The 25,267-nt window shown below is 63.6% G+C and carries 23 protein-coding genes, 1 tRNA gene and 1 riboswitch; of the genes, 6 read left to right on the forward strand and 18 right to left on the reverse strand.

Annotated features, from left to right (window positions below; translation table 11 throughout):
• Positions 1-40: 40 nt before the first annotated feature.
• The 5 genes from ACWPW0_RS07790 to ACWPW0_RS07810 form a co-directional block, all read right to left on the reverse strand.
• A tRNA-Gly gene (locus tag ACWPW0_RS07790) sits at positions 41-114 on the reverse strand.
• Between the two features lie 134 nt (positions 115-248).
• Complete coding sequence (locus ACWPW0_RS07795) at positions 249-1,124, reverse strand: alpha/beta fold hydrolase (RefSeq protein ID WP_454254952.1); 876 nt, start codon at positions 1,122-1,124, stop codon at positions 249-251.
• A 361-nt stretch (positions 1,125-1,485) separates the two neighbouring features.
• Positions 1,486-2,178, reverse strand: coding sequence for a pseudouridine synthase (locus tag ACWPW0_RS07800; protein ID WP_454254953.1), 693 nt, complete (start codon positions 2,176-2,178; stop codon positions 1,486-1,488).
• A gap of 3 nt (positions 2,179-2,181) precedes the next feature.
• The gene (locus ACWPW0_RS07805; RefSeq protein WP_454254954.1) at positions 2,182-2,382 is read right to left on the reverse strand and encodes a cysteine-rich CWC family protein; all 201 of its coding nucleotides are present in this window, start codon (positions 2,380-2,382) and stop codon (positions 2,182-2,184) included.
• A complete protein-coding gene (locus tag ACWPW0_RS07810) occupies positions 2,379-3,863 on the reverse strand; it encodes a sensor domain-containing diguanylate cyclase (RefSeq protein ID WP_454254955.1) in 1,485 nt (494 codons plus the stop codon). The genes ACWPW0_RS07805 and ACWPW0_RS07810 overlap by 4 nt, the downstream gene beginning before the upstream one ends.
• A 288-nt stretch (positions 3,864-4,151) precedes the next feature.
• Between ACWPW0_RS07810 and ACWPW0_RS07815 the strand changes: the two genes are divergently transcribed.
• Positions 4,152-4,814, forward strand: coding sequence for a class I SAM-dependent methyltransferase (locus tag ACWPW0_RS07815; protein ID WP_454254956.1), 663 nt, complete (start codon positions 4,152-4,154; stop codon positions 4,812-4,814).
• A gap of 209 nt (positions 4,815-5,023) precedes the next feature.
• On the opposite strand, the gene atzF is transcribed toward ACWPW0_RS07815, so the two are convergent.
• The 12 genes from atzF to ACWPW0_RS07875 all read right to left on the reverse strand — a co-directional run bounded on the left by atzF (position 5,024) and on the right by ACWPW0_RS07875 (position 21,257).
• Entirely contained in the window at positions 5,024-6,829 is a 1,806-nt protein-coding gene (gene atzF, locus ACWPW0_RS07820) for an allophanate hydrolase (protein WP_454254957.1), read from the reverse strand.
• Between the two features lie 224 nt (positions 6,830-7,053).
• Positions 7,054-10,734 carry an urea carboxylase gene (gene uca, locus ACWPW0_RS07825; protein WP_454254958.1) on the reverse strand — a complete coding sequence of 1,227 codons (3,681 nt, stop codon included), beginning with the start codon at positions 10,732-10,734 and terminating at the stop codon, positions 7,054-7,056.
• A gap of 243 nt (positions 10,735-10,977) precedes the next feature.
• Positions 10,978-11,613, reverse strand: coding sequence for an urea amidolyase associated protein UAAP2 (locus ACWPW0_RS07830; protein ID WP_340658955.1), 636 nt, complete (start codon positions 11,611-11,613; stop codon positions 10,978-10,980).
• 10 nt (positions 11,614-11,623) lie between these two features.
• Complete coding sequence (locus tag ACWPW0_RS07835) at positions 11,624-12,352, reverse strand: urea amidolyase associated protein UAAP1 (RefSeq protein WP_447590699.1); 729 nt, start codon at positions 12,350-12,352, stop codon at positions 11,624-11,626.
• Positions 12,349-13,272, reverse strand: coding sequence for an ABC transporter ATP-binding protein (locus tag ACWPW0_RS07840; protein WP_454254959.1), 924 nt, complete (start codon positions 13,270-13,272; stop codon positions 12,349-12,351). Before ACWPW0_RS07840 ends, ACWPW0_RS07835 begins: the two co-directional genes overlap by 4 nt.
• Positions 13,269-14,084, reverse strand: a complete 816-nt coding sequence (locus ACWPW0_RS07845; protein ID WP_454254960.1) for an ABC transporter permease — start codon at positions 14,082-14,084, stop codon at positions 13,269-13,271. Before ACWPW0_RS07845 ends, ACWPW0_RS07840 begins: the two co-directional genes overlap by 4 nt.
• Positions 14,085-14,249: 165 nt before the next feature.
• Positions 14,250-15,317: a putative urea ABC transporter substrate-binding protein gene (locus ACWPW0_RS07850; RefSeq protein WP_447590705.1), complete on the reverse strand. Its 1,068-nt coding sequence runs from the start codon at positions 15,315-15,317 to the stop codon at positions 14,250-14,252.
• A gap of 69 nt (positions 15,318-15,386) precedes the next feature.
• Positions 15,387-15,499, reverse strand: a riboswitch (guanidine-I (ykkC/yxkD leader).
• Between the two features lie 341 nt (positions 15,500-15,840).
• Positions 15,841-17,283, reverse strand: a complete 1,443-nt coding sequence (locus ACWPW0_RS07855; protein ID WP_454254961.1) for a SulP family inorganic anion transporter — start codon at positions 17,281-17,283, stop codon at positions 15,841-15,843.
• Positions 17,284-17,482: 199 nt separating this feature from the next.
• Positions 17,483-18,349, reverse strand: a complete 867-nt coding sequence (locus tag ACWPW0_RS07860; RefSeq protein WP_447590708.1) for a tetratricopeptide repeat protein — start codon at positions 18,347-18,349, stop codon at positions 17,483-17,485.
• 135 nt (positions 18,350-18,484) lie between these two features.
• Positions 18,485-19,045 carry a hypothetical protein gene (locus ACWPW0_RS07865; RefSeq protein WP_454254962.1) on the reverse strand — a complete coding sequence of 187 codons (561 nt, stop codon included), beginning with the start codon at positions 19,043-19,045 and terminating at the stop codon, positions 18,485-18,487.
• 63 nt (positions 19,046-19,108) lie between these two features.
• Entirely contained in the window at positions 19,109-20,323 is a 1,215-nt protein-coding gene (locus ACWPW0_RS07870) for an MFS transporter (protein ID WP_447590711.1), read from the reverse strand.
• 229 nt (positions 20,324-20,552) lie between these two features.
• Positions 20,553-21,257 carry a glutathione binding-like protein gene (locus ACWPW0_RS07875; RefSeq protein ID WP_447590713.1) on the reverse strand — a complete coding sequence of 235 codons (705 nt, stop codon included), beginning with the start codon at positions 21,255-21,257 and terminating at the stop codon, positions 20,553-20,555.
• A gap of 138 nt (positions 21,258-21,395) precedes the next feature.
• Here ACWPW0_RS07875 and ACWPW0_RS07880 point away from each other — a divergent pair, with 138 nt between their 5' ends.
• The 3 genes from ACWPW0_RS07880 to ACWPW0_RS07890 all read left to right on the forward strand — a co-directional run bounded on the left by ACWPW0_RS07880 (position 21,396) and on the right by ACWPW0_RS07890 (position 23,041).
• Complete coding sequence (locus tag ACWPW0_RS07880; RefSeq protein ID WP_447590715.1) at positions 21,396-21,833, forward strand: HIT family protein; 438 nt, start codon at positions 21,396-21,398, stop codon at positions 21,831-21,833.
• A 272-nt stretch (positions 21,834-22,105) separates the two neighbouring features.
• Positions 22,106-22,546 carry a hypothetical protein gene (locus ACWPW0_RS07885; protein WP_447590717.1) on the forward strand — a complete coding sequence of 147 codons (441 nt, stop codon included), beginning with the start codon at positions 22,106-22,108 and terminating at the stop codon, positions 22,544-22,546.
• Between the two features lie 132 nt (positions 22,547-22,678).
• On the forward strand, positions 22,679-23,041 hold the full coding sequence (locus ACWPW0_RS07890) for a hypothetical protein (protein WP_447590719.1): 363 nt from the start codon (positions 22,679-22,681) through the stop codon (positions 23,039-23,041).
• Between the two features lie 61 nt (positions 23,042-23,102).
• Here ACWPW0_RS07890 and ACWPW0_RS07895 read toward each other — a convergent pair whose 3' ends face one another.
• On the reverse strand, positions 23,103-23,369 hold the full coding sequence (locus tag ACWPW0_RS07895) for a DUF2790 domain-containing protein (protein WP_447590721.1): 267 nt from the start codon (positions 23,367-23,369) through the stop codon (positions 23,103-23,105).
• 316 nt (positions 23,370-23,685) lie between these two features.
• Between ACWPW0_RS07895 and ACWPW0_RS07900 the strand changes: the two genes are divergently transcribed.
• Together ACWPW0_RS07900 and ACWPW0_RS07905 are read left to right on the forward strand one after the other, a co-directional pair.
• A complete protein-coding gene (locus ACWPW0_RS07900) occupies positions 23,686-24,225 on the forward strand; it encodes a sigma-70 family RNA polymerase sigma factor (RefSeq protein ID WP_447590722.1) in 540 nt (179 codons plus the stop codon).
• Positions 24,222-25,190: a FecR family protein gene (locus ACWPW0_RS07905; protein WP_454254963.1), complete on the forward strand. Its 969-nt coding sequence runs from the start codon at positions 24,222-24,224 to the stop codon at positions 25,188-25,190. Before ACWPW0_RS07900 ends, ACWPW0_RS07905 begins: the two co-directional genes overlap by 4 nt.
• Positions 25,191-25,267: the final 77 nt, after the last annotated feature.

Here is a 25,267-nt window from a genome sequence, read left to right on the forward strand (position 1 = left end):
GAAAAAGCCCTGTAAGAACAGGGCTTTAACGTTTCGATTTTGGAGCGGGTGATGGGAATCGAACCCACGGCTCTAGCTTGGGAAGCTAGGGTATTACCATTATACGACACCCGCTTTGAGGGCAGCCTTTTTACCAGAATCACCCGCCCAGGTGAAGCCGCGGGTGAGAAAATTCCCCGCTTGTTTGTAATCCATCCCCCGCCCATCCCCGCCTGGGCACGCAGAAGGGCGCTGCGTGCCCAGGCTATTCAGATGGCCAGCGCATGGGAGCGGGCCGCTGGCTGGCGTGGGCTGTTGAGCGGCGGCAGCAGGAAAGCCAGCAGGGCGTCGCGGGTCTGCATCCAGGCGGCTTTGTGTTCCATGTCGAGGAAGTGGCCAGCTTGGTGGATCACGCGGAATTCGCAGTGCCTGACATGGCGGGCGAACAGGCGCGCATCCTCTGCGCTGGTGTATTCGTCCCAATCGCCGTTGACGAACAGTAGGGGGATGTCGATTTCGTCGGCGAAGCTGTTACAGGCGCGGCCTTGCTGGGTCAGCACGTTTTCCACGTGGAAGCGCATTTGGGCGTATTCGTAAGTCTCCAGCGTGGCGACATGGCGATGGTTGTAGCGCTTGAACAGTGAAGGCAGGTGCTTGCCGATGGTGGCGTTGAGCAGCGTGCCGATGTTCTCGCGGTCACAGGCCGCCAGCACCTCGGCACCGCGTTCGAGGTACGCCAGCATTGGCCCGTTGATGATGGGCGAGAACGAGTTGATGACCGCCTTGACGATACGCCGTGGTCGCCGTGCCAGCGCCTGCAGCGTGGCGATACCGCCCCAGGAGAAGGACAGCACATGGTCGCAGGCGAACTGTTCGATCAGTTCGAGGAGGATGTCTGCCTCTTCCTCGCGGCTCATCAGGTGTGTGTGGTCGTTGAATTCGCGCGATTGCCCGGCATAGGGCAAGTCGAACAGCACCACGTTGAAGTGCGGGTAGAGATAGCGCACCGATTGGGCGAAGGAGGTCGTCGTCGACAGTGAGCCGTTGACCAGAATGATGGTGTGCTCGGCGCTGTCAGCGCGGTAGTGCTCCGTATAGACGCGGTATTGCCCCTGGATATCCAGCACAGCGGTTTCTGGTTTCATCGTGCAGCCCCATGACACGTACGTGTTGCGGACGCACAGCTACTCAATGCTGCGCGAGCTTAGGTCAGTAGGCAAAAAGCCTGGGAAAAGGCCTGGTAGCGGCGGGTGCAAGCGTGCCGACAGCTGTTGTTATAGGCGGGGTTTTCCGGCTGGGGGAATCGGCTGGCGGCGGTGCCGGTCAGGTCGATCTAGGGCAGTCCCCGTGCAGGTGCAAGGCACCTTTCAGTCGGAAAAATCTTCTTGGAATGCATTTCAGACTATCCGGTCACGTTCGGACCGTTAACTGGATTCAAGCAGGCGCGTGTTTAAGTCGCAAGTCATGCGTGTGAACCTTTTTCGTTCTTCTGCCGGACGGTCGCGCTCAGACCTGGGTGATCTCGCTCTCGCTCAGCGAGCGGTACTGGCCGACTGCCAGGGCAGGGTCCAGCACCAGCGGGCCCATACGTTCGCGGTGCAGGCGCAGGACCTTGTTGTTGAAGTGGCCGAACATGCGCTTGACCTGGTGATAGCGGCCCTCGTGCAGGGTCAGCCGGGCGGTGTGGCTGTCGAGGATTTCCAGTTCGGCGGGCAGTGTGGTGAGGTCTTCGTAGGCGAAGTAGAGGCCGCGCGCGAAGGCGTCGATGTATTCATTGCCGATGGGCTGCTCGGTCTCGACACGGTAGGTCTTGCCCAGGCGGCTGCGCGGTTCGGTGAGGCGGCGGGACCAGAGGCCGTCATTGGTGATGATCAGCAGGCCAGTGGTGGTCAGGTCGAGGCGCCCGCCGATGTGCAGGTCCTGTTTGTCTGGTTCATCCAGCAGGTCCAGCACGGTGCGGTGCTCGGGGTGCTGCGTGGCGCTGACCACCCCGGCCGGCTTGTGCAGCATGAAGTAGCGTGCCGGCTTGCCGGCCTGCAGCAGCTCATCGTCCACTTCGACACGGCTGAAGGCGCGTACTTCATCACGGCCATCGCGGCTGACCTGCCCATCCACACGGACGCGACCACTGGCCAGCAACTGGCGGGCATCGAGGCGGCTGAAGCGGGGCAGGTTGCTGAGGAAACGGTCGAGGCGCATGGATCAGTCGGGCTCTACCGGCAGGCCCTGGGCACAACGTGGGCACAGGCAGGCGCGATTGCGTTGCTCGGCGGGCAGGGCGTCGAGCTGGGCCGGGTCTATCGGCGTGCTGAAACACCAGCAGTCTTCCACGGCAGCGTCCTGGCCGGCCTGGGCGCAGTCGTTCAATTGGCCGCAGCAGGGGCAGCGTGTGGTCTCGCTCATGAGGACGGATCGAAACGTTCTTCGCACACCCGGTTGCGCCCGGACTTCTTGGCCCGGTACAGCGCGCGGTCGGCGCGGGCGATCAGGCGCTCGAGGGTGTCGTCGGCATGCAGTTCGGTAAGGCCGATGCTGGTATTGATCTGCAGCTCGGCACCATTGAACGGGAAGCGGCTGGCTTCGGTCTGGTGGCGAATCTTCTCGGCAAGGTGGCGGGCGGTGGCGCTGTCGGTGTCCTTGAGCAGCAGGATGAACTCTTCACCGCCCCAGCGGCAGATGATGTCGGACTGGCGCAGGTCCTGTTGCAGGTTGCGCGCGAAGCCGCGCAGCACTTCGTCACCGGCCAGGTGGCCGTGGCTGTCGTTGAGGTCCTTGAAGTTGTCGAGGTCGATCAGCAGGGCGCTAAGCGGGCTCTGTTCGCGTTGCGCCTCGACGATGGCCTGGTTGGCCAGCAGGTTGAAGCCGCGGCGGTTGGGCAGTTCGGTGAGGGTGTCGGTGGTGGCGAGGGCCGCAATATGGCGCTGGTAGCGGCGCATCGACAGGTACACGAGGAACAGCACCACGCTGCTGATGATCAGGCAGACCAGCAGGTTCAGGTAGAGCGTGTGGCGGATGTCGGCCAGCGCGCCTTCTTCATGCTTGTCGACGAACAGGTACCAGTTCAGCTCGGGAATGAAGCGCACGTTGAGGAAGTGCCCACGGCCCTGTTCGTTGTAGGTGAAGTTGCCGCTCTTGGGCTGTGGCAGCTTGGCCTGCAAGGCTTCGAGGCCGGCGACTTCGCTGAGCGACTGGCCAACCCGCGCGCCCATGGGGCCACCCGTGGCGCCGGTGAGGACGATACGGCCATTGGTGTCGACGAAGTAGATGCTGCGCTCGAAGCGCTGCTGGTAGTCGTCGATCAGCTTGACCACGGCGTCGACGGTCAGGCCCACGCCGGTGGCGCCGATGAAGCGTTCGTCGTAGTCATAGACCTTGTAGTTGATGAAGAAGGTCAGGCGGTCCTGGTTGGCCATGTCGACATCGACATTGACCTCGTAGGGCGTCTGCATGTCGCGCACGCGAAAGTACCAGACGTCGCGCTTGGCCTTTTCGTCGACCTGCTTGAGCACGCCCTTGGCCTGGTAATAGGTCAGGGTCTTGTTGGAGATGAAGAAGCTGGTGAAGGCGCCGTAGTGCTCCTGCACTTCGCGCAGGTAGCGAGTCATCTGGTCGCTGTCCTGTTCGCCACCCATCACCCAGTCGCGTACGAAGGTGTCGCGCGCCATCATCGAGGAGATGACCACGGGGCGGACGAGGTCCTTCTGGATTTCCGAATAGATGTTGTCGGAGGTCAGCGGCAGCTCGGTGTTGACGATGGTGTGGCGAATGCCATCGCGCGAGGTGTAGTAGCTGACCAGGGTGGTGGCGATGAAGCCGCTGAGCAGCAGGACCAGCAACAGCAGAAGCAGGTAGGCCTGGGCATGCTTGGAGGTATGTGGCGGCATGGGGGGCGGTTTCTGGGTTCGTAGTGGCCACATGCTAACGTGGCGGTGGCTGGCTGTACCAGCGCCGAGGGTGGCGAGGCGACGACCTTGCTTAGCCTGGACCAGGCGCCTAAGGTGTCCGGCACGAAGAGTGATTGTTCTGATGTTCTCCGTTGATTCCCGCAATGGGGTCACACGTTCCGGTCTGGCGCCTCCAGGCCATGTGTCGGATGCCTACCCTCCGACGGCTGGTTGATTCGTCTGCGCGCCTCCAGGGTGGCATGACATTTCCGACGGCCCGAGCAGCCTATGCCTGGTTACCGCATCAAGTACTCCACCCTCAGCATCGGTGCCGAGGATTTTCACTTGTGTTCCCTGCGTGACAAGCAGCAGTTCGCCGACCACGATGGCCTGGCCGAGCTGGCAGGAATTTCCTCGGCCACCTGGTCGCTGTTCGGCCAGCTGTGGCCTGCCGGGCAGGTATTGGCGCAGACCATGAGCCGCTTCCCGACCGAGGGCCTGCGCATTCTCGAGCTGGGTTGTGGGTTGGGGCTGAGCAGCCTGGTGCTGCAGCGCCTGGGCGCCGATATTACCGCCAGCGACTATCACCCGTTGGCTGGCGAGTTCCTGCTGCGCAACGCCACGTTGAACGAGCTGGAACCGATCGAATATCAGGCATGTGATTGGGGCGAGGTGTACCTCGAGCTTGGCCTGTTCGACCTGATCATCGGTAGCGACCTGCTGTATGAGCGCGATCATCCTGGCCTGCTGGCCGGCTTTATCGACCGCCACAGCAAACCGGTGGCCGAAGTGCTGATCGTCGATCCGGGGCGTGGCAACAGCCCGCGTTTCAGCCGCGAGATGCTCAGCCATGGCTACCAGCAACAGGCCGACCTGCTCAACGATCTGGATGACCCGGATGCGCCGTTCAGGGGGCGGATTCTCTGTTATCAGCGCTCAGGGGATTTGTAGACGCGCTGGCTGCTCCTGTAGAGAGAGGTCGGGTGCGCCGTGCACAGCGGAGGGCTTGCACATAATTTCGATGCGCCTGCACACCCTACGGTTTGAATGGCAGGGTGGATAACGCGCTGCTATCCACCCTGTGCTTGCTTCCAGCCGCATCAGCATCCGAGGCTCGCGCGAACCATCCGCTGCGCCCGGCTCACGCTAGGTGTTTGGCCTCAGCCCTTGCTCTGCATGTAAGCCTTCCAGCCGCCAAAATGGGTGATGTCCAGGGCGCCCGCCAGGCCATAGGGTTCGCAGATAAAACCGGTTTCCCAACTGCCGTCGGCCAGTTGCACCTTGCCCAGGCCCAGCGGCGCGGGGATGCCGGTAAGGAACGAGCCCAGCTCGGCGCTTGGCAATTCCCAGACTTCCACGGCGATGGCCACGCCACCTTCGGCGACACGGACCATGCCTGGACGGAAGGGCGGGCCGCCGGCCAGGGCGTACAACTGGTAGTCCGGCGAACTCTGCGTGGCTTGCAGCAGGCGGCCGCCGCGTTGCTTGAGCTGCCAGTTCAGCGGCAGGCCATCCAGATGGGCGCCGCACACCACCACGCGGGCGCGGTCGTTGCGGGCGATGGCGGCCGGGGCTGTCGTATCCAGCGTGCGCGCACCGGACAACGGCAGGCCGTGCTGGCGCTGCAGGCCATCAGCGAGGCTGAGCAGATACTGGTCGGTGAAGGCGCGACCGAACAGGGTCACGCCCCACGGCAGGCCGTTGGCCATGAAGCCGGCCGGCACTGCAACGGCCGCGTAGTCGAGCATGTTCATGAAGTTGGTGTAGTAGCCCAGGTCCGAGTTGCGCTTGACCGGTTCGGCGTGCAGCTCGTCCAGCGTTACCGGGCGGGGGTAGGCCGGGGTCAGCACACAGTCGACCTCGGCCAGGATTCGGTCGCAGATGGCCTTGAGCGCCTGCAGGCGGTATTGCGCGCGGAAGGCGTCGACGGCAGTGGTGCCCGGTGCTTTTTCCAGCACGGCCTTGATCACCGGCAGCACGGCATCTGGCTGCTGTTCGATCAGTGCGCCGGCGACGCTGTAGCGCTCGGCGACCCAGGGGCCTTCATAGAGCAGGCGCGCGGCGTCGAGGAAGGGCGCGAAGTCGATTTCCACTGCTTCGCCGCCCAGGGCTTTCAGCTGTTCGATAGTGCTGGCGAACAGTGCCGGGCTCTCCACACAGCCGAGGAATTCGAGCTGCTTGGGCACGCCGAAACGGAAGCCTGCGCGGGGTTTGCCGAAGGCGCTGGCGTCGTTCCACAGCGGGTTGGCGCGGCTGTACTCGTCACGCGGATCCAGCTTGGCGGTCAGGGCCAGCAACTGGCTGGCTTCGGCGGCGGTGGCGGTGAAGTAGGTCACGCAGTCCAGGGTGCGGCAGGCCGGCACCACGCCGGCGGTGGAGAGCAGGCCCTTGGTTGCCTTGAGGCCGACCAGGTTATTCAGTGCGGCTGGTACGCGTCCGCTGCCGGCGGTATCGGTGCCGAGGGCGAAGCTGGCCACGCCGAGGGCCACGGCAAGCGACGAGCCGGCGCTGGAGCCGCCGGACGGGTAGGCCGGGTGCACGCTGTTGCGGCATTCGCCATAGGGCGAGCGGGTGCCGTTGAGGCCGGTGGCGAACTGGTCGAGGTTGGTCTTGCCCATCGGCACGGCGCCGAGAGCGATCAACTGGGCGACCAGCGTCGCGCTGGTCTCGGGCACGTAGGCGAAGGCCGGGCAGGCGGCGGTCGTCGGGATGCCGGCCAGGTCGATGTTGTCCTTGATGGCGAAGGGCACGCCGAACAGCGGCAGCTCGGCCGGCGACTTGCCGTCCAGCGCCGCTAGATAGGGTTCCAGCTCGGCGGTGCTGAGCAGGTGGATGAACAGGTGGAATTCCGGATTGAGCGCGGCGGCCTTGTCATGCAGGGCGAGAATCAGCTGACGCGGGGTCAGGCTGCCGTCGGCGTAGGCGGTTTTCAGGGCGCCGAGGCGCAGGTCGAATTCGTGGGTCATGTCAGGTTTCCTCGTTTATTGCGAGTCCGCGTGGTGGGTCGATGAAGCGTGACCCACCCTGCGGTGAGAGTTCGTAGGTGTAGGGCGGGCCGGGCGGCGCTCCGCTCTAGCTCACCGCGTTCTGGCTGATGGCAATGGTGAGCTGAAGCCCACCCTGCGATTCAGTCGTAGGGTGGATCGGGGCGCGTAGCTGGCGCTCCATCCATCCACCGCCCAGCTCATCCTCAGGCTTCCTCCAGTACCACCACGCGCTGGCCGGCACGCACTGGCGAGCCGGGTTGCACGCGCACCTCGCGCACCACGCCGTCACGCGGGGCGGTGAGGGGGATTTCCATCTTCATCGACTCGAGGATCACCAGCACGTCACCGGCTTTCACCGCGCTGCCTTCCTCGACCTGCACCTGCCAGAGGTTGCCGGCGATGTGGCTGTCGATGCTGTGCTGGCCAGCCGCGAGCGGGGCGTCATCACCGAGTTCGGCGACCACTTCCTCGCTCTCGTAATGGGCCTGGCCGGAAGCGATCCAGCGCTGGCGCTCGGCGTCGAAGGCGGCGCGTTGCTGGGTGCGGAAGGCGTCGATGCCCTCGGCTTCCTCGGTGAGGAAGTCTTGGTAGTCGGCCAGGGCCAGTTCGCTGTCTTCGATGCGCAGTTCATAGCGGCCGAGCGGGAAGTCGCGGCGAATCTGCAGCAGCTCATCGGCCCCCACCGGGTAGAAACGGATCTGGTCGAAGAAGCGCAGCAGCCAGGGCTTGCCGTGGAAGGCGGCGACTTCGCGGTAGCGGTTCCACATCTGCAGGGTGCGGCCGACGAACTGGTAGCCACCGGGGCCTTCCATGCCGTACACGCACAGGTAGGCGCCGCCGATGCCCACCGAGTTCTCGGCGGTCCAGGTGCGCGCCGGGTTGTACTTGGTGGTGACCAGGCGATGGCGCGGGTCCAGCGGCGTGGCCACCGGCGCGCCGAGGTAGACGTCACCGAGGCCCATCACCAGGTAGCTGGCGTCGAACACGGTGCGGTACACCTCGTCGAGGTTCGGCAGGTCGTTGATGCGGCGGATGAACTCCAGGTTGCTCGGGCACCAGGGCGCGTCCTTGCGCACCGTGGTCATGTACTTGTCGATGGCCAGTTGGCAGGCCGGGTCGTCCCAGGACAGCGGCAGGTGCACGATGCGCGACGGCACCTTGAGGTCCTGGGCGTTGCACACCGCGTCCCATTCGCCGATCACCACCGCCAGCAGGTTGGCCAGCGACAGGGTTTCCGGCTGGTAATGGATCTGCAGCGAGCGGATGCCCGGCGTCAGATCAATCACGCCATTGGCGAACCGAGTCAGGGCTACTGCGTTTGCCGATGCGTCGTTAAAACTCGGCTCGGCTGCACTCGCTACGCCCTGACGCAGTCCGAATTTTGTTTCCAGCGCCTGCATCAGCGCATGGCCGCGGAAGCGCAGCACCAGGTCCAGCTCGGCCTGGCCGATTTCCAGCAGCAGGTGGGTGTCGCCGGAGAGGCGGGCGACCAGGCGCTTGTCCTGGCTGCCGATGTCGAGGATCACCGGCGGCTCCAATGGGATCGGCTGCCAGTTGACGGCAACAGCGTCCAGCCCGGCGACTTCTGCCTGGCGCGCCTTGGCCAGCGTGCGGGCGGTTTCGATATTCACCGGCACGAAGCGCAGCTTGTCGCCGGCCTTGAGCTGGCCGAGCTGCCACAGGTCGGCCTCGATGATGGTCACCGGGCAGACGAAGCCGCCCAGGCTCGGGCCGTCCGGGCCGAGGATCACCGGCATGTCGCCGGTGAAGTCCACCGCGCCGATGGCGTAGGGGTTGTCGTGGATGTTCGACGGGTGCAGGCCGGCCTCGCCGCCGCTGTCGCGTACCCACTCAGGTTTCGGCCCGATCAGGCGCACGCCGGTGCGGCTGGAGTTGAAGTGCACTTCCCAGTCGGTGGCGAGGAAGGTGTCGATATAGGCCGGGGTGAAGTATTCCGGCGCACCGTGCGGGCCGTAGATCACGCGGATTTCGCGCACGGCGGGCAGGGCGGTGCATAGCGCGGCGGGCAGTTGCGCGCCATTCTCCGCATTGCAGAGTGCCGGAATATGCAGCACATCGCCGGCACGCAAGGCGCGGCCGCCGTGACCGCCGAACTGGCCCAGGGTGAAGGTGCTTTTGCTGCCCAGGTATTCCGGCACCTGCAGGCCGCCACGCAGGGTGAGATACGAGCGTGCACCGCTGCCGGCGATGGTGCCGAGGCTCAGGGTGCTGCCGGCTTTGATCAGCAGCGCGCTGTTCAGCGGTTGCGCCACGCCGTCCAGGGTCACGGGGATTTCCGCGCCAGTGATCGCTACCACCGCATCGGTGTTGAAGCGCAACAACGGGCCGCTCATGGTGATTTCCAGGCCGGCGGCGCCTTCGTCGTTACCCAGCAGGCGATTGCCCAGGCGCAGCGCGCGGTCGTCCATGGGCCCCGAGGGCGGCACGCCCACCGCCCAGTAGCCGAGGCGGCCGGGGAAGTCCTGCACGGTGGTCTGGGTGCCGGCGGAGAGCACCTCGAAGGTGTGCGCCTGGTAGACGAGGCCTTCCAGGCAGCGGGTCCACGGCGAGCCGCTGGCGAACGGGGCGTCGACCAGGATCTGTCGCAGGTACTGGCTGTTGGTTTCCACGCCGTACAGCAGGGTATCGGCCAGGGCCTGGTTCAGCGCGGCGCTGGCTTCTTCGCGGGTTGGCTTCCAGGTGATGACCTTGGCGATCATCGGGTCGAAGTATGGCGGGATCTCGCAGCCCGCTTCGACCCAGGTGTCGATGCGCAGGCTCTTGCCATCGGCCTTGGGGAAGTCCACGGCGGTGAGCAGGCCGGGGCTCGGTTGGAAGTCGCGGCCCGGGTCTTCGGCGTACAGGCGCGCCTGGATGGCATGGCCGCTGGGCTTCAGGTGCTTCGCCAACTCGCTCAGCGGCGCCAGATCGCCTGCCGCCAGTTCGATCATCCAGCGCACCAGGTCGACGCCCCACACCTGTTCGGTGACGCCGTGCTCGACCTGCAGGCGGGTGTTCACTTCGAGGAAGTAGAAGCGCTCGGCCTCGCTGTCGTAGACGAATTCGACGGTGCCGGCGCTGCGGTAGCTGACCGCTTTGGCCAGCTTGATCGCCGCCGCGCACAGCTCTTTCGCCATACCGGCCGGCAGGTTCGGCGCCGGGGTCTCTTCCAGCACTTTCTGGTTGCGCCGCTGCACCGAACAGTCGCGCACGCCGAGGGCCAGCACGTCGCCGGCGCCATCGCCGAACACCTGCACTTCCAGATGGCGGGCGCGCTGGATGTACTTCTCGATAAATACGCCGCTGTCGCTGAAGTTGTTCTGCCCCAGGCGCTTGACCGCTTCGAAGGCGTCGCTCAGTTCCTCGGCGCTGCGGCATACGCGCATGCCAATGCCGCCACCGCCGGCGGTGCTTTTCAGCATCACCGGGTAGCCGACTTCTTCACCTGCAATCAGTGCAGCGTCGAGGTTTTCCAGCAGCTCGGTGCCTTCGAGCATCGGTACGCCGTGCTGTTTGGCCAGGGCGCGTGCGGTGTGCTTGAGGCCGAATACGCGCAGCTGCTCCGGGGTCGGGCCGACGAAGGCGATGCCGGCGGCTTCGCAAGCTTCGGCGAAGGCGGCGTTCTCGGAGAGGAAGCCGTAACCGGGGTGGATGGCTTTCGCGCCGGTCTGCCTGGCGACGGCGAGGATCTTGTCGACCACCAGGTAGGTCTGGGCGGCCGGGCCTTCGCCGAGGCTGAAGGCTTCATCGGCCTGCTGGATGTGCAGGCTGGCGGCGTCGGCCTCGGAGTACACGGCCACGCCTTTGACGTCGAGCTGACGCAGAGTACGCAGAATGCGGCAGGCAATGGCGCCGCGGTTGGCGATCAGAAGTGTGTCGAACATTCGAGGTGTCCTCGAAGGAGGCGGGCCGTCCCGCCGGTATTGGGTCTGCACCACGGTCGTCCGGGGTGGGGAATACGCGCGCGCTGTGTAGGAGCTAGGGGCACGCCTAGTGCTCTGCTGGCGAACAGGGCAGGTAACGCTTCGCGAGCAGAACTCGCGCCTACGGGGTCTGCGTTGGCTTGGCGTTCTGCCCCAGGCACTGGCCGCTGCGGCTCTGGCACAGGGCGAATAGCCAGCGTCTGATCAGTCCCATACCAGCACCTCGGCCGGGGTCGGGTTCCAGCCGTTGCAGGGGTTGTTCAACTGCGGGCAGTTGGAGATCAGGACGATGACGTCCATGTGCGCGACCAGCTCGACGTACTTACCCGGTGCGGAGATGCCGTCCTCGAAGGTCAGGCCGCCTTCGGGGGTGACCGGCACGTTCATGAAGAAGTTGATGTTGGCGCCGATGTCGCGTTTCTCCAGGCGGCCGTCGTGCAGGCTGGCGCGCAGGAAGTTGTCGCGGCAGCTGTGCATGTAGCGCTTGTCGAGGGCGTAACGGACCGTGTTGCTCTCCTGGGCGCAGGCGCCGCCGAGGGTGTCGTGGCGGCCGCAGGTGTCGGCGCTGATGGTCAGCAGCGGGTTGCCCAGGTTGGAGTAGAGGACGGTTCCGGTGGTCAGGTACACGCTGTTCTGCTTGCGCAGGGTGCGTTGCGGGTCGTAGCGCTCGCGTGGGTTGCGGGCCGAGAAGAACAGCGTGTCGACCGCCTGGTTGCCTTCGAGGTCGAGCAGGCGCACGGTCTGCCCGGCTTTGACTTCGCAGAGGAACGGCTCGCCGGCAGGGATCTCGTGGCGGTAGACAGCGGTGGCAGCATGTTTGTCGCTGGCGGTAAGGCTCATGTCGGCGTCCTCAGATATACAGGCGTTCGGTGTTGTGGAAGCCGCGACCGTTTTCCGGGCGCGAGGTGCGGCACAGCACGCTGATGCCGTCGCTCTCGACCTTGCTCCAGCTCAGTTGCACCGGCTTGGGTGCGTACTGCGGGTTGGGGTCCAGCGGGTGCTGCAGGGCAGTGAGCACCACCAGGGTGTCCATCGGTGCGTACAGCTCGATGTAGTCGCCGGCCTTGGAGTTGCCAGGCTCGAAATGGAAGCGGCCGTCGCCATCGACGCTGACCTTGCTGAACAGGTTGAGCGCCATCAGCAGGTCCTGGATGTTCAGGTTCCACTTGCCCATTTCCACCAGCAGGTTGTCCACGCCGTTGCGGAAGAAGTGGTTGCGCAGTTCCTGGTAGCGACCGGCGCCGTATTTCTCGGCGACTTCCTCGGCATTCAGCACGCCACCGAAACTGTCGTGCCAGCCGCAGGTGTCGGCGGTGATGGCGGCGAGCACGCGGCCCATGTCCGAGTACAAGCAATGGCCGGCGGTGAGCTTGGCGGTGTGCTGGCACTTGAGGGTGTCCGGCAGGTTCAGGCGCTCGCTCTTCTCGGCGGCGCTGAGCAGCAGCAAGCTGACGTTGGCGTCGCCTTCGAGATCGGTGATGCGCAGCAACTGGCCGCGCTTGAGGACGAACGAGGTGTGGCCGCCGCCAGGCACGAGTTCTTCGTACAGGGTCGGACGCAGGCTCAGGGATGCGCTCATGGGTGCTCCTTATAGGGCTCGGTGACGTGTGCCGGCAAAGCGTCGACGGCGGCGCGGGTGGCGCGGCGGTCACTGTTCAGGGGGATGTCGTAGGTGATGCGCGCGCCGAAGGCGTTCGGTGCGTGCGGGTCGATGCGGGTTTTGTCGAACACCAGCAGGCGGGTGCCGAGGCTGAAACCCTCGCTCAAATCGTGGGTGACCATGAACACGGTCAACCGGGTCTCGTTCCACAGCTCCAGCAGCAGGGCGTGCATGTCCTTGCGGATGCCAGGGTCGAGGGCGCCGAAGGGTTCGTCGAGCAGCAGCACGCGCGGCTTCATGATCAGCGCCTGGGCAATGGCCAGACGCTGCTGCATGCCGCCGGAGAGCTGGCTCGGATACTTGTCCAGGGCATGGCCGAGGCCGACTTTGTCGAGGATCACCTCGGCCTGGGCGCGGGCCTCGCGCTTGGCGGCGCCGAACAGGCGACCGAGCAGCGGTGAGCGCGGCAGTTCCAGGCCGATGGCGACGTTGTCCAGTACCGAGAGATGCGGGAACACCGAGTAGCGCTGGAACACCACGCCACGGCTGCTATCCGGCTCGCCGGCCAGTGGCTCGCCGCCGAGCAGGATCTCGCCACGGCTGGCGCGCTCCTGGCCCAGCAGCAGGCGCAGGAAGGTCGACTTGCCGCAGCCGGAGGCACCGACCAGCGTGCAGAACTCACCTTCGTTGATGCGCAGGTTCAGGCGTTCCAGCACGACCTGATCGCCATACTCCTGCCACACATTTTTCACTTCGATGAAGGCGCCTACTGCGCGAGCCGCTGGCTGCGTCACGCGGTGCTCGCAATCCTCATGGACCAGATGTCCACTCCGGTTGCTGCGCTCCGGGCTTCTTGCCAGCGACTCGCTCGCTACGGCGCCGCTCTCTATGCGTTTCATGCTTTCGCTCCTTCATACCAGGGGAAGCACAGGCGGGTGAGCTGGCGCAGGCCCAGGTCCATCAGCCAGGCGAGCAGGGTGATCCACACCACGTACGGCAGGATCACGTCCATCGCCATGTAGCGACGCACGAGGAAGATGCGGTAGCCGAGGCCGTCGGTGGAGGCGATGGCTTCGGCGGCGATGAGGAACAACCAGGCCGAGCCGAGGACCAGGCGCAGGGCGATCAGCAGGCGCGGCAGCAGTTGCGGCAAGACCACGCGCAGGATCAGGGTCCAGGTATTGGCGCCGAGGGTCTGTGCCTTGATCAGGATTTCGGTGGGAATCTCGCGGGTCCGTTGCTCCAGATCACGCGCCAGTATCGGGGTGATGCCGATGACGATCAGCATGACCTTGGACAGCTCGCCGAGGCCGAAGACGATGAACAGGATCGGCAGGATCGCCAGTGGCGGCACCATTGACAGCACGGTCAGCAGTGGCGACAGCGGGGCGCGAAACAGCGGCAATATGCCCGCCGCGATGCCCAGGCACAGGCCGACCAGGGCGGCAATGCCGATGCCCATGCTGAGGCGTTTGAGGCTCGCTGCGCTGTCCTGCCAGAACAGGTAGTTGCCGCTGCGCTTGTCCTCGGTGAAGGCCAGGCGATCGATGGCAGCGACCATCTGGCTGGCGCTGGGCAGCAGTTTGTCGTTGGGGTTTTCCGTCAATCGCGATGCCGAGCCGACGAAGTAGGCGAACAGCAGCAGGGCGAATGGCAGCAGGATCAGCAGCAGGCGTCCGCCGCGGTCCGGATGTCGGTTGATCAGGCGCATGGCGCTCCTCAAGGTTACCGATGGTTTCCACGCGTTGCGTGGGAGCCCGGGTTGGACGTTTTGCGTCCACAAGACTGAGACGCGGAGCGTCTCGGGCTGCATTCCCACGCGGACGGTTCGACGCCTCGACGTGGGAATGATCAAACCCGCTCGGGGGCCAGGGCGTCAGAGCTGGCCGTCGGCCGCCATCTGCATGTAGCTCGGGTCGAAGCGCAGCTTGACGTTGCTCTTGTCGCCGGTGACCACGTCGCGGGCGAAGCTCATGCCAATGGCCTCGGCGCTCTGTGCGCCTTCACCCAGCAAGCCGTGATCGAAGGAGAAGCTGGCCACCTTGCTCATGGTCGCCGGCAGTTTCGGACTGTTGGCGAAAGCCACGGCTTCCTTGGCGTCGTAGAACATCTTGGTGGTGCTGAGCTGGGCTTCGTAGCCGGCCAGGTTGGTGCCGGAGGCCTTGGCCATGTGCTCGCGGGCAGCGGTGCCGGCGGCGGAGTCGGCACTCATGGTCGCCATGATTTCGTACCAGGCACCGGTCAAGGCCTTGCCCAGGTTCGGGTTGTCTTTCAGCGTTGCGCTGTTGACCAGCATCAGGTCGATGATCTCGCCGGGGATCTGGCTGGAGTTGAATACCTTGGTCACGCCTGGGGTGGCTTCGATCTCGGCCAGCAGCGGGTTCCAGGTGGCAACGGCCTTGACGTCCTTGGTGGCGAAGGCGGCGACCATGTCGGCATCGGAGGTGTTGACCACTTTCAGGTCCTTCTCGCTCAGGCCGGCTTTTTCCAGGCCACGGGCGAGCAGGTAATGGGAGACGGAGAGTTCGACCAGGTTGACGTCCAGGCCTTTGAGATCGGCCAGGGTCTTGTTCTCGCCCTTGATGACAATGCCGTCGTTGCCATTTGAGAAGTCGCCGACGATCAACGCGGTGGAGTCCACGCCGCCAGCGGCGGGGATGGTCAGGGCGTCCATGTTGGTCATGGTGCAGCCATCGAACTGGCCAGCGGTGTACTGGTTGATCGATTCGACGTAGTCATTGAGCTGCACCACATCGATGCTGATGCCGTACTTCTTCGCCCACTTGTCGACGATGCCTTCGGCGGCGCCATATTCCCAGGGCATCCAGCCGGCATAGATGGTCCAGCAGACACTGAAATGGTCTTTCTTCTCGGCGTGGGCGGGGATGCTCAGGGCGGCAGCGAGGCCGGCGGCGATCAGCGAGGAGAACAGGGACTTGCGCATGGTGAACCTCCGGTTCGGTGGAATACGGGCAGGAGCAGCGCGGCACGAGCCTGACATTCAGGTGGCGCGTTCTCCCGGGCTTTTGTCCCGCCGTGTAACCCCGAACGAGGTCGCCAACTCTCGGACCAGTCACCCGCGTGCTCTCAGGAGCGCGTCGAGCCGGAACCCTAGTCAGCCATTGCAAATTGTCGTGCCGTGCGCCCTTGCGGGGTGCTTCTGCATGACTGGGATATAGCGAACATCGTGCCAGCTAGCGCAGACCCAGAAGGGGCGGGCCTTGCGTGGCAAAGAGGAGGAAAAGGAGGAAAAACGGCGCGTTATTTTGGTGCGCGATTTTGTGGTCGAGCTTCTTTGTGGTGCTTGGGCGGCTGGCCGTAGAAGAGCAGAGCTGCAGCGAGGATTACAGGTACGTTCTTGCACACCTGCCTGTATGTGAGGGCATTTCGAGTGCGTGATGAAATCGCTTCGCAGGCTGCGCGGTGCGCGCCGATCCAAGCCATCGCGAATTTCGGACCGAGAGGCGTTATTGCTGCATTCCCGCTCGCTTGAGCAATTGTTTGCAACGTTCCGACAGGTGCACCACACGCAGGTGCTTGCCGGCCTTGGCGTAGCGTTCGCGCAGGGTCTTCAGTGCGGCGATGGCGGAGTAGTCGACGAAGCTCAGGTGGCGGCAGTCCAGCGTGACCTGTTCCGGATCGCTGGCGACATCGAACAGGTTGAGAAATGGCGTGGTCGAGGCGAAGAACAGCGTGCCATGCAGGCGGTAGAGTTTGCTGCCGTCAGCGTCGGTCAGGCTGTCGGCATACAGCTCGCGTGCATGCTGCCAGGCGAAGTTCAGGGCCGCGATGACGATGCCGCAAAGCACGGCGGTGGCCAGGTCGGTGAACACGGTGATCAGGGTCACGGCGCCGATCACTAGGACATCGTTGGCCGGCACTTTGCCGAGTACCCGCAGCGAGCCCCAGGCGAAGGTCTGCTGAGAGACCACGAACATCACCCCGACCAGCGCAGCCAGGGGGATGCGCTCGATCAGCGGTGCAAGAAACAGCACGAAGAGCAGGATCATCACGCCGCTGACCACACCGGAGAGCCTGCCACGGCCGCCGGAGTTCAGGTTGATCACGGTCTGGCCGATCATCGCGCAACCACCCATGCCGCCAAACGCACCGGAGACCACGTTGGCTGCACCGAGGGCCACGCACTCGCGGTTGGTGTGGCCGCGGGTCTGGGTGATTTCATCGGTAAGGTTGAGCGTCAGCAGGGTTTCCAACAGGCCGACCAGGGCCATCAGCACGGCATAGGGCGCAATGATGCCGAGGGTTTCCAGGGTCCACGGAATGTCCGGCAGGGCAAAACTCGGCAGGCCGCCGGCGATATGCGCCATGTCACCCAGGGTGCGGGTTGGCAGCCCCGTCAGGTAGACCAGCAGACCAACCCCGAGGATCGCCACCAGCGCAGGCGGTACGCTGCGTGTCAGGCGTGGCAGCAGGTAGACGATGGCCATGGTCATGGCCACCAGACCGAGCATCAGATACAGCGGCGTGCCACCGAGCCAGGCTTCACCGTCCTTGAAATGTTCCAGTTGAGCCAGGGCGATGATGATGGCCAGGCCGTTGACGAACCCGAGCATCACCGGATACGGCACCATGCGCACCAGCTTGCCCAGGCGCAGCACGCCGAAGGCGATCATGATCAACCCACCGAGCAGCACTGTCGCCAGCAGGTACTGCACGCCGTGCTGCACCACCAGGGCGACGATCACCACGGCCATCGACCCGGCAGCGCCGGAGATCATCCCCGGCCGCCCGCCGAACAGCGCCGTGAGGGTGCAGATGATGAACGCGCCGTACAGGCCCATCAGCGGATTGAGATGGGCAACCAGGGCGAAGGCGATGCACTCGGGCACCAGGGCGAACGAGGAGGTGAGTCCGGCCAGGACATCGGCGCGCAGACGGGCGATTTTCATGATCTACCTGAGGCGAAGAGCGAGCATGCCCAGCGTGAGCGAGCGGGCGGAAAGGAAGGGGATAGTAAGGAGTTGGACGCTGCAGGGCCAGTAGCGAGCGCGCCCATTCATCCTTTCCCGCTCACCGATCTATGAGGGGCTTTGCCGTTCCGCTCGCTGCAACTCGGCAGCGCGGCTCGCGACGAAACGGCGCCAGGTCCTAGTGTTCTACCTCCAGTGCGCCTTCCGGGCAGGTGGCTTCTTCTGTCACCAATTGCCGTTTCACCCACTTTTCCGCGGTGGTGTACCAGGCTTCGAGGCGGGTATCGAGTGAATTGATGGCATCTTCGTCGCCATTGGCGGCGGCTTTTTCCAGCCAGAGCTGGCGCTGCACCTGGCTGGGCGGTACATCGCCCCGGCCGATGCTGTAGGCGTTGCTGAGGGTGTATTGAGCCTGTGGGTAGTCATTCATTGCCGCTTTGCACAGCCATTGCGCGGCTTTCTGATCATCGCTGGCGAAATGCATGGCGCGCTGCATTTCAGGGTCGGAGTCATCGCCTGCGGCCATGTCCTGAGGGCCGCGCTCGTTGCTCCAGTACAACTCGCTGAGCACGTACTGGGCCTGGGCGTTGTTCTGCTTGGCGGCTTTTTCGAACCATTCCATGGCCGTGATCAGTTCGCTCTGGTCTTCGCGTTTTTCCAGGTGATCGATCGCCAGTTCGATCTGGGCCAGGTCCAGGCCCATGTTGGCGGATTTTTCCATCCATTGGCGGCGTTGGCTGTCGTCGCCGGGCAACAGCGCGTCGCGATAGAGGATGGCGATTTCAAAAGCGGCTCGCGCGTCACCCTGTTCGGCAGCCTTGGCGTACCACTGCTCGCTCAGTTCGTATTCCTGCCGGGTGTAGTGGAAGAAGCCAAGATTGAACTGGGCGCAGACATCGCCCTCATCGGCTTTTTCCTGGTGTTGGCGAATGCTTGAGGGGTCTTCCTGGTCGAGGGTAATCGGGCAGGCCGGATCGGTGGCATGGGCACTGATGCTGCAGAGCAGGGCGAGGCTGGCAAGCAGAGTGCGCGGTAGGGCAGGCATGCGGATTCCTTTGTTGAAAATCGCGAATAGAACGGGGTGGCAACGAGATGTGCAGCCGAACGTAGCCAGTTACAGGGCGGCCCGCAATGCGCGCTTGCGGTAAATGCCACGCATTGCCCAAAAGCGCGACAGCGCTCAGTTGAGCCGGTAGCGGGCGAGCTCTTGCGGGGTCAGGACGCGCATGCGTTGTGGAGGGATGGCTTGCATGTCCGGCGCGAGGTTGGGCGCCATGCCCATGTCCCGCAGGTAGGTCACGGGGTTCTGCCGCAGCGCGCTCGGTGTCGATTGCGCCTGCGCGGAATCACCGGCGGGAAAGTAGGGGCGATGCAGGCCGACATGCCCGCGCACGGTGCGTTTGTGGCCGGCGGCGAGCAGGTAGATGCAACTGCCCTGGCAAACACCGGTGGACGGTACCAGGGTATCGAAGCCGGTTTCGCGCAGCAGGCGCCCCATGCGCATGGCTTCGGCAGCGCTCCCGCCGATGGTATCCAGCAGGATGACTTTGCGGGCGAAGGTGCCAGGGTGATCGCGCAGGCTCTTGAGCAGCACCTCGTAGTCACCGGGGGCGATCTCTTCGGAAACCTTGCCAACCAGCATTTTGCCGATGGTGGGGTGCTGCACGGCGGCGATTTCGACATGGCCGAGTGCAGTCGTCGCACATAGCGTCAGGGCCAGGAGGGTGAGGGATCGACGCATGAGGCGAGCAGGTCCTAGGTATGGGGCGCTTGAAGATACCGCCCCGTACCCGCTTCGCCTAGCTCAGTTCGCGGCAGGTGCCAGGTTGTTGCTGACGCCGCGGCCGAAGGTCATGACGGTGAGGAAGCCACACACCACCAGCACCGTGGCCATGGTAAGCAGGGCATCGACCCCCATTTGATCGACCACGCGCCCGCCAAAGAACGAACCGAGGGCGATGATGACCTGGAACAGCGCGACGAACAGCGGCATGCCACGTTCGACGTCCTTGGGGGCGACGACGAACATCCAGATATTGGCGCAGGCCGGGAATGCGCCGAAGGCGAAACCCCAGACGGCAATCAGGATGACCGCACCGCTCATCTGCGTGGCGAAATACGGGAAAAGGAAAGTGCTCAGACCGAGCAGGCAGGCCACCAGCAGGAGCGTGTAGCGCACACTGCGGTTGGCGGCAAAACCGGCGAAGATATTGCCCAGCACCCCTGCGGTGCCGTAGAGCAACAGCAGCGAGCTGATGGTCGCACCGTCGAAGTGGGCGTTGTATTTGAAGAAGGGCGCGACGTAGGTGTAGGCAGCAAAGTGCGCCAGCCCGATGAGCAGCACCGCGATCAGGCCGACACGCGCCTTGGGATTGATGAACAGCGCCGGCAGATCGTTGAGGCGAATGGCCTTTTGCGGCTTGAGCGTGGGCAGCAGGAAGAACTGCAGCAGCAACACCGGAATACCTACCAGGGCCGTGACCAGGAAGGTCATGCGCCAGCCCATCAGGCCGCTTAGCCAGGTGCCGACCGGCACGCCGAGCACGGTGGCCAGTGTCACCCCCGCCATGATGATCGCGTTGGCCTGGCCCACGCCCACGCCCTTGGGTGCCAGGCGGTCACTCAGGGCGATCGCCGTTGCCCAGAAGCCACCGATGCTGATGCCCAGCAGCACGCGGCCAGCCAGCAGCACATTGAAGTCACTGGCGAAGGCCACGACGGTGTTGGCGACAATCATCATCAGGGTCAGAAAGACCAGCAGGTGGCGCCTGTCCATCGAACCGATACCGACCGACAGCAAAGGCGCGGCGAGAGCGGCCATGATGCCAGGGAGGGTCACCATCAGGCCGGCATGGCCCGAGCTGATGCCGAGGTCGCTGGCGACATCGTTCAAAACGCCCACCGGAAGGAATTCGCTGGTCACCAGGGCGAAGGCGCCCACGGCCACCGAAAGGATCGCCAGCCATTGCTGCTTGGGGCTTTGCGCCTGGTGGTCGAGGGGTTGGCTGAGGCTTGACATGGTTTTATGTTCCGGAGGGCGAGGCCTGATACAGGCCTGGAGATATGCGGGGCGGGAATTATAGAAACCTGGTGTGACCATTAAGAAGGCCGATCAGCCTGATAGTGATCATTACGAAGATTGATTAGGACGGGCGAAAGGCTTGTTCTAGAGCCTTCTCCGGTGAACAGGTTGGCGCTTTGGCGAGACCGCATGACCCGGCTAATGGCAGCCGGGCCATGCGGTTCGATCAGGCGCGCTTGGGAATGTTCAAGCCACGGATGACGGCGGGGCGAGCGAGAAACTCATCCAGTGCACGCTGGACGTTGGGGAAGCGGTTGAACTCAACCAGGTCTGCGGCTTCGTAGAAGCCGATCAGGTTGCGCACCCAGGGGAAGGTGGCGATGTCGGCAATACTGTATTCATCGCCCACCAGCCACTGGTGATCGTCCAGGCGCTGCTCCAGCACGCCGAGCAGGCGCTTGGATTCGGCGACGTAACGGTCACGCGGGCGCTTGTCTTCGAAGTCCTTGCCGGCGAATTTGTTGAAGAAGCCGAGCTGGCCGAACATCGGCCCGATGCCGCCCATCTGCCACATCAGCCACTGGATGGCGTGGTAACGGCCCACGCCGTCTTGGGGGATCAGCTTGCCGGTCTTGTCGGCGAGGTAGATCAGAATCGCGCCTGACTCGAACAGCGTCAGGGCTTTTCCGTCCGGGCCATTGGGGTCGATGATCGCGGGAATCTTGTTGTTCGGGTTGAGCGACAGGAACTCGGGGGTGAGCTGATCGTTGGTCTCGAAACTGACCAGGTGAGCCTCGTAGGGCAGACCGATTTCCTCGAGCATGATCGATACCTTGACCCCGTTGGGAGTAGGCAGCGAATAGAGTTGCAGGCGCTCGGGATGGGCGGCTGGCCACTTGCGGGTAATGGCGTAGGCGGAAAGGTCTGACATGCGAACTCCGATGTGGGGAGGAGGAGGTGAGAATAACGGGCCAAGGATTGCCTCGGCACTTGTTTTTGAACGACTGTTTTTACCTGACAAGGCCAAGCCGGTATTGTTCATGGCTTAACCCTGACATGGAGAACCCTGATGAGCCTGCACGGCGATTACGATTCACAGAACATCTTTGCCAAGATCATTCGCGGCGAGGCCCCCTGCTACAAGCTTTACGAAGACGACGACGTGCTCGCCTTTCTTGACGTATTCCCGCAGTCCTACGGGCATACGCTGATAATTCCCAAGCGCTCTGCCGCTCGCAATCTTCTCGATGTCGACGCGGACGCCCTGAGCAAGATGATGCTGACGCTTCAGAAACTGACCCGGGTGATCACGGAGGAGCTGCAACCCGATGGTGTGCAGATCGCACAGTTCAACGGTGCGCCGGCAGGGCAGACGGTGTTTCACATCCACCTGCATATCGTGCCGCGCTTCAATGGCGATAACCTCGAAATGCACGCCACTGCCAAGGCTGACCCGGCTGAGCTGGAAAAGCTGCAGGCGCGTTTGGTCAAACGCATCAATGGCTGACCGATAGAGGGGCTCGCTCGACCCGGTTTGCTGTGCCGAGCGACCCTTCTGTCTACGCCGACTGGCCGAGTGGCTGTTGAGCCACACCGCTCGGCCGTCTGTCGAGGCGGCGCTTGCACGGCGACGAAAAGGCGCTTTAGAATCGCCGCCGGGCACGACAGGGCGCCCACTCTCGCAAAAGCCATTTGCACCTGTCCCGGTTTTCCATTCTGGATTGACCTTCACGTTAACCTCCTAGCCGCAGCGAGAACGGCAGACACAGAGGAAACGTCATGTGGTCCACATCCTGCCCCATTCATACCGATATCCGTAATACCGACTACCTGCGCAGTCATGCTCGCCATCTGTTGCGTCGTGCTCGCGGCGCAGAGCGGAGTATCGCCTTGCCGATTCTGCGACGGCTGTTGACGGCAAAGGTCTTGAAAGTCCAGCGCCTCACCGAACTGTACGGGCAACGTGAGAGTCTCCAACTCAAGCAGATCCTGGCCATGCTCGCCGTCGAGCTGGGGTATGCCGACTGGGCTACCTGCAAGCAAACGATCGATACCTGCGATAGCGCGTCCATCGATCGCTACCGTCTGGATGCCGGGGCCTTTGGTGATTTCGAGACGAACTGGTTTGCCGACGTGCAGCAAGCCCAGGTCTGGCAACATCAGAATGGCGGCTATCTGGTTCGTTACGGCACTCAGGCCGTGGCCATTCTCGCGCGGTGACGATGTGCACGGGGACGGCTTTTCCGGTCGTTCCCCGTGCCTCCAGGCGTGCCTTGCGGAACCTTGCTGGAATATGTGGTCCACATGCGGCAGTTGGCCAAAAGAGTCAGCGTGAATCTGTGGAGCCTGCCCATGAAGGCCATCATTGTCGGTACCGTTCTTTTGTTCACCAGTCATTGCGCCCTGGCCGATGATCTGAGCCGTGCTGCGGATCTGGCTACGGTTACCTGTAACAGCATCGAACACATAGAGCGACATGACTCGGCGCAAGTGCGCACGGTTGGTCTGTGGGTCGATGGCTATTTGCATGGCGTCAGTGAGCGCTTGCTGATGGAAGAAAACCTGGTCGAGGACTTCGATGCCGTCAGGCGGCGTATGTGGATCAGTGCGTACTGCGCCAACCATCCATCCGACGACGTGCTCGATGTAGCGCGTGCAATGACCCGCTTCATTCGTTCGGGTGGCATCGCCGGCCCGCAAAGTATCCGGGGCTGACGACTGCCTGCCAGACAGCCATGTGGCCGATGAAGGCCAGCATGGTTGATCCGCCTGGGCTTCAACCTTGTTGACTGGTTTTACCGCCCCACTCGAGAAAGCGCACTTTGTGCACTTCACCCTTGCCGTCCTGGTACACCACGGTACTGGGCACCACGCCGATCTTGTCGGAGTTGTCGGTGCGATGCAGGACCTTCTCGATATCCAGCTGCATGCCGTAGTGGTAATCGACGGCTGGAATGCCCTCGCCAGGTTTTTCGGCGGCTTCGGCAAATGCCATGGGCATCAGGCTGGAGATAACGGCGGAAACGATGGAAGCAATTTTCATGACCTGTCCTCTGAATACTGTCGGGCTGTTGCCTCGAGCTGGCAGCGCGCTGGGAGTCGTTGTCAGGCTGGGTACGGGGCTTATATGAACACCGCACGCGTCACGAAAAAAATCGATGCGTCTGCTAGTGGGCATCACCTTCATTGATGGGCGCGGCGATTCTTGCTTCTTGACCTGCCCCCAATCCCTGTAATCTAATGATAGTTATTCTCATTTAAGGCCTTGGTGCACGGCATTCCCGTTCGCTGGCGACTTATGCAGTTGGGGCGAAGCGTGATCTCGGGCGGCGGACGTGAAGCGAGCAGGTGGCATCGATATGGATGAGCGTTCACGCGCATCGATTTCCGGTGCCTATCGGGCGTTCCATGGCGAGCTGCTGAAGTTCTTTGGCAAGCGTCTGGACAGCACGGCCGATGCTGCTGACCTGGCGCAGGATGCCTTTACCCACTGGCTTGACTGGCGCAACGGTGGCGAAGTCCAGCAGCCCCGCGCGTTCCTCTTTCAGATTGCCCGCAACCTGTTGCGTGACCATTGGCGTCGGCAGCAGGTGCGCCCGCAAGCGTGCGAAGGGCTGGATGGCGAGCAGGCCCTCAATGGCATGGCCGATGAGCAGGAAGTGAGCCCTTTGGAGCAGATCGAACAGCAACAACGCTTGCATCTATTGGGCTTGGCCCTTGATGATCTGTCGCCGCGCCGCCGTGAGGCGTTCATCCTGCACAAGTTCGATGGCCTGTCCCAGGCTGAGGTGGCGAACCGGATGGGCATTTCCCTGAGCATGGTGGAAAAGCACATTGCCAGCGCATTGCTGCATTGCAAGCAGCGGGTGCAAGGTCAGTCGACGACGGACGAGACATGAGCGACAGGAAGCGGATGGACACGATCGACGAGCAGGCGGCCAACTGGTTCAGCCGCCGCTCCAGCGGGCAGCTATCGGCGAATGAACTGGCCGAGCTGGATATCTGGTTGGCGGCCAGTCCTGCGCATGCCAGGGCATTCGCCGACATGCAGCTGATCTGGGCCGATTTCGACAGCCTGTCCCGGCCGGCCACTCCATCTGCCGCTATCGTTCCCCTGCAGTCCCGAGGCCGCTGGCAACCCGGAAAGGCGCTGGCTGCATCCGTGGTATTGGCCTGCGCAGCGCTGGCCACTTCGCAGAGCTGGTTTGCCGCCAAGCCGGATGTCGATCGCTATGTGCAGAGCACCTCGGGCGAGCATCGCCAGGTCGAGCTGGAGGATGGCTCACGTATCGACCTCAATGTCGACACGCGCCTGCATGTGCGGCTCTATGCGGATCGTCGCGAAGTGGAGTTGCTGCACGGCGAGGCGTTTTTCACGGTGGCCCCCGATACCCAGCGCCCGTTCGATGTCCTGACGGGGCAGGGCAGCGTCCGTGTGGTTGGTACGCGCTTTGATGTACGCCGTGGCGACCAGCGCCTGGCGGTGGTGGTGGAAAGCGGCCGCGTGGCCCTGCACGCTCAAACCGGCACCGGACAGCCGACCCTGTTGAGCGCGGGCGACAGTGCCGACTTCGATTATCGGACCGGTACGCTGCAACTGGGCCAGCAGAACCCTGAGGAGATTGCCGGCTGGCGACGCGGGCAGCTGATTTTCCGTGACCGGCCATTGGCGCAGTTGGTGGATGAGTTGTCCCACTACCGACAGGCGCCCGTGCAGTTGGCTGATCCCAGCCTTGCCACACAACGGGTTTCCGGCAGCCTGAACATCGCCCGCCCGGATGCCTTTCTCGCTGCATTACCCCAGTTGCTGCCCGTGCAGGTGGAATATCAGCGTGATGGCAGGGCGCTGATTCACGCGCGTTGAGGCAGGAGCCGCGGCGCTTTTCCCGCTAATCGGCATGGATGCAAATATTTTTCATTTGCATATGTGGGTTATTCCAT

The sequence above is a fragment of the Pseudomonas sp. Marseille-Q8238 genome (assembly GCF_965111915.1).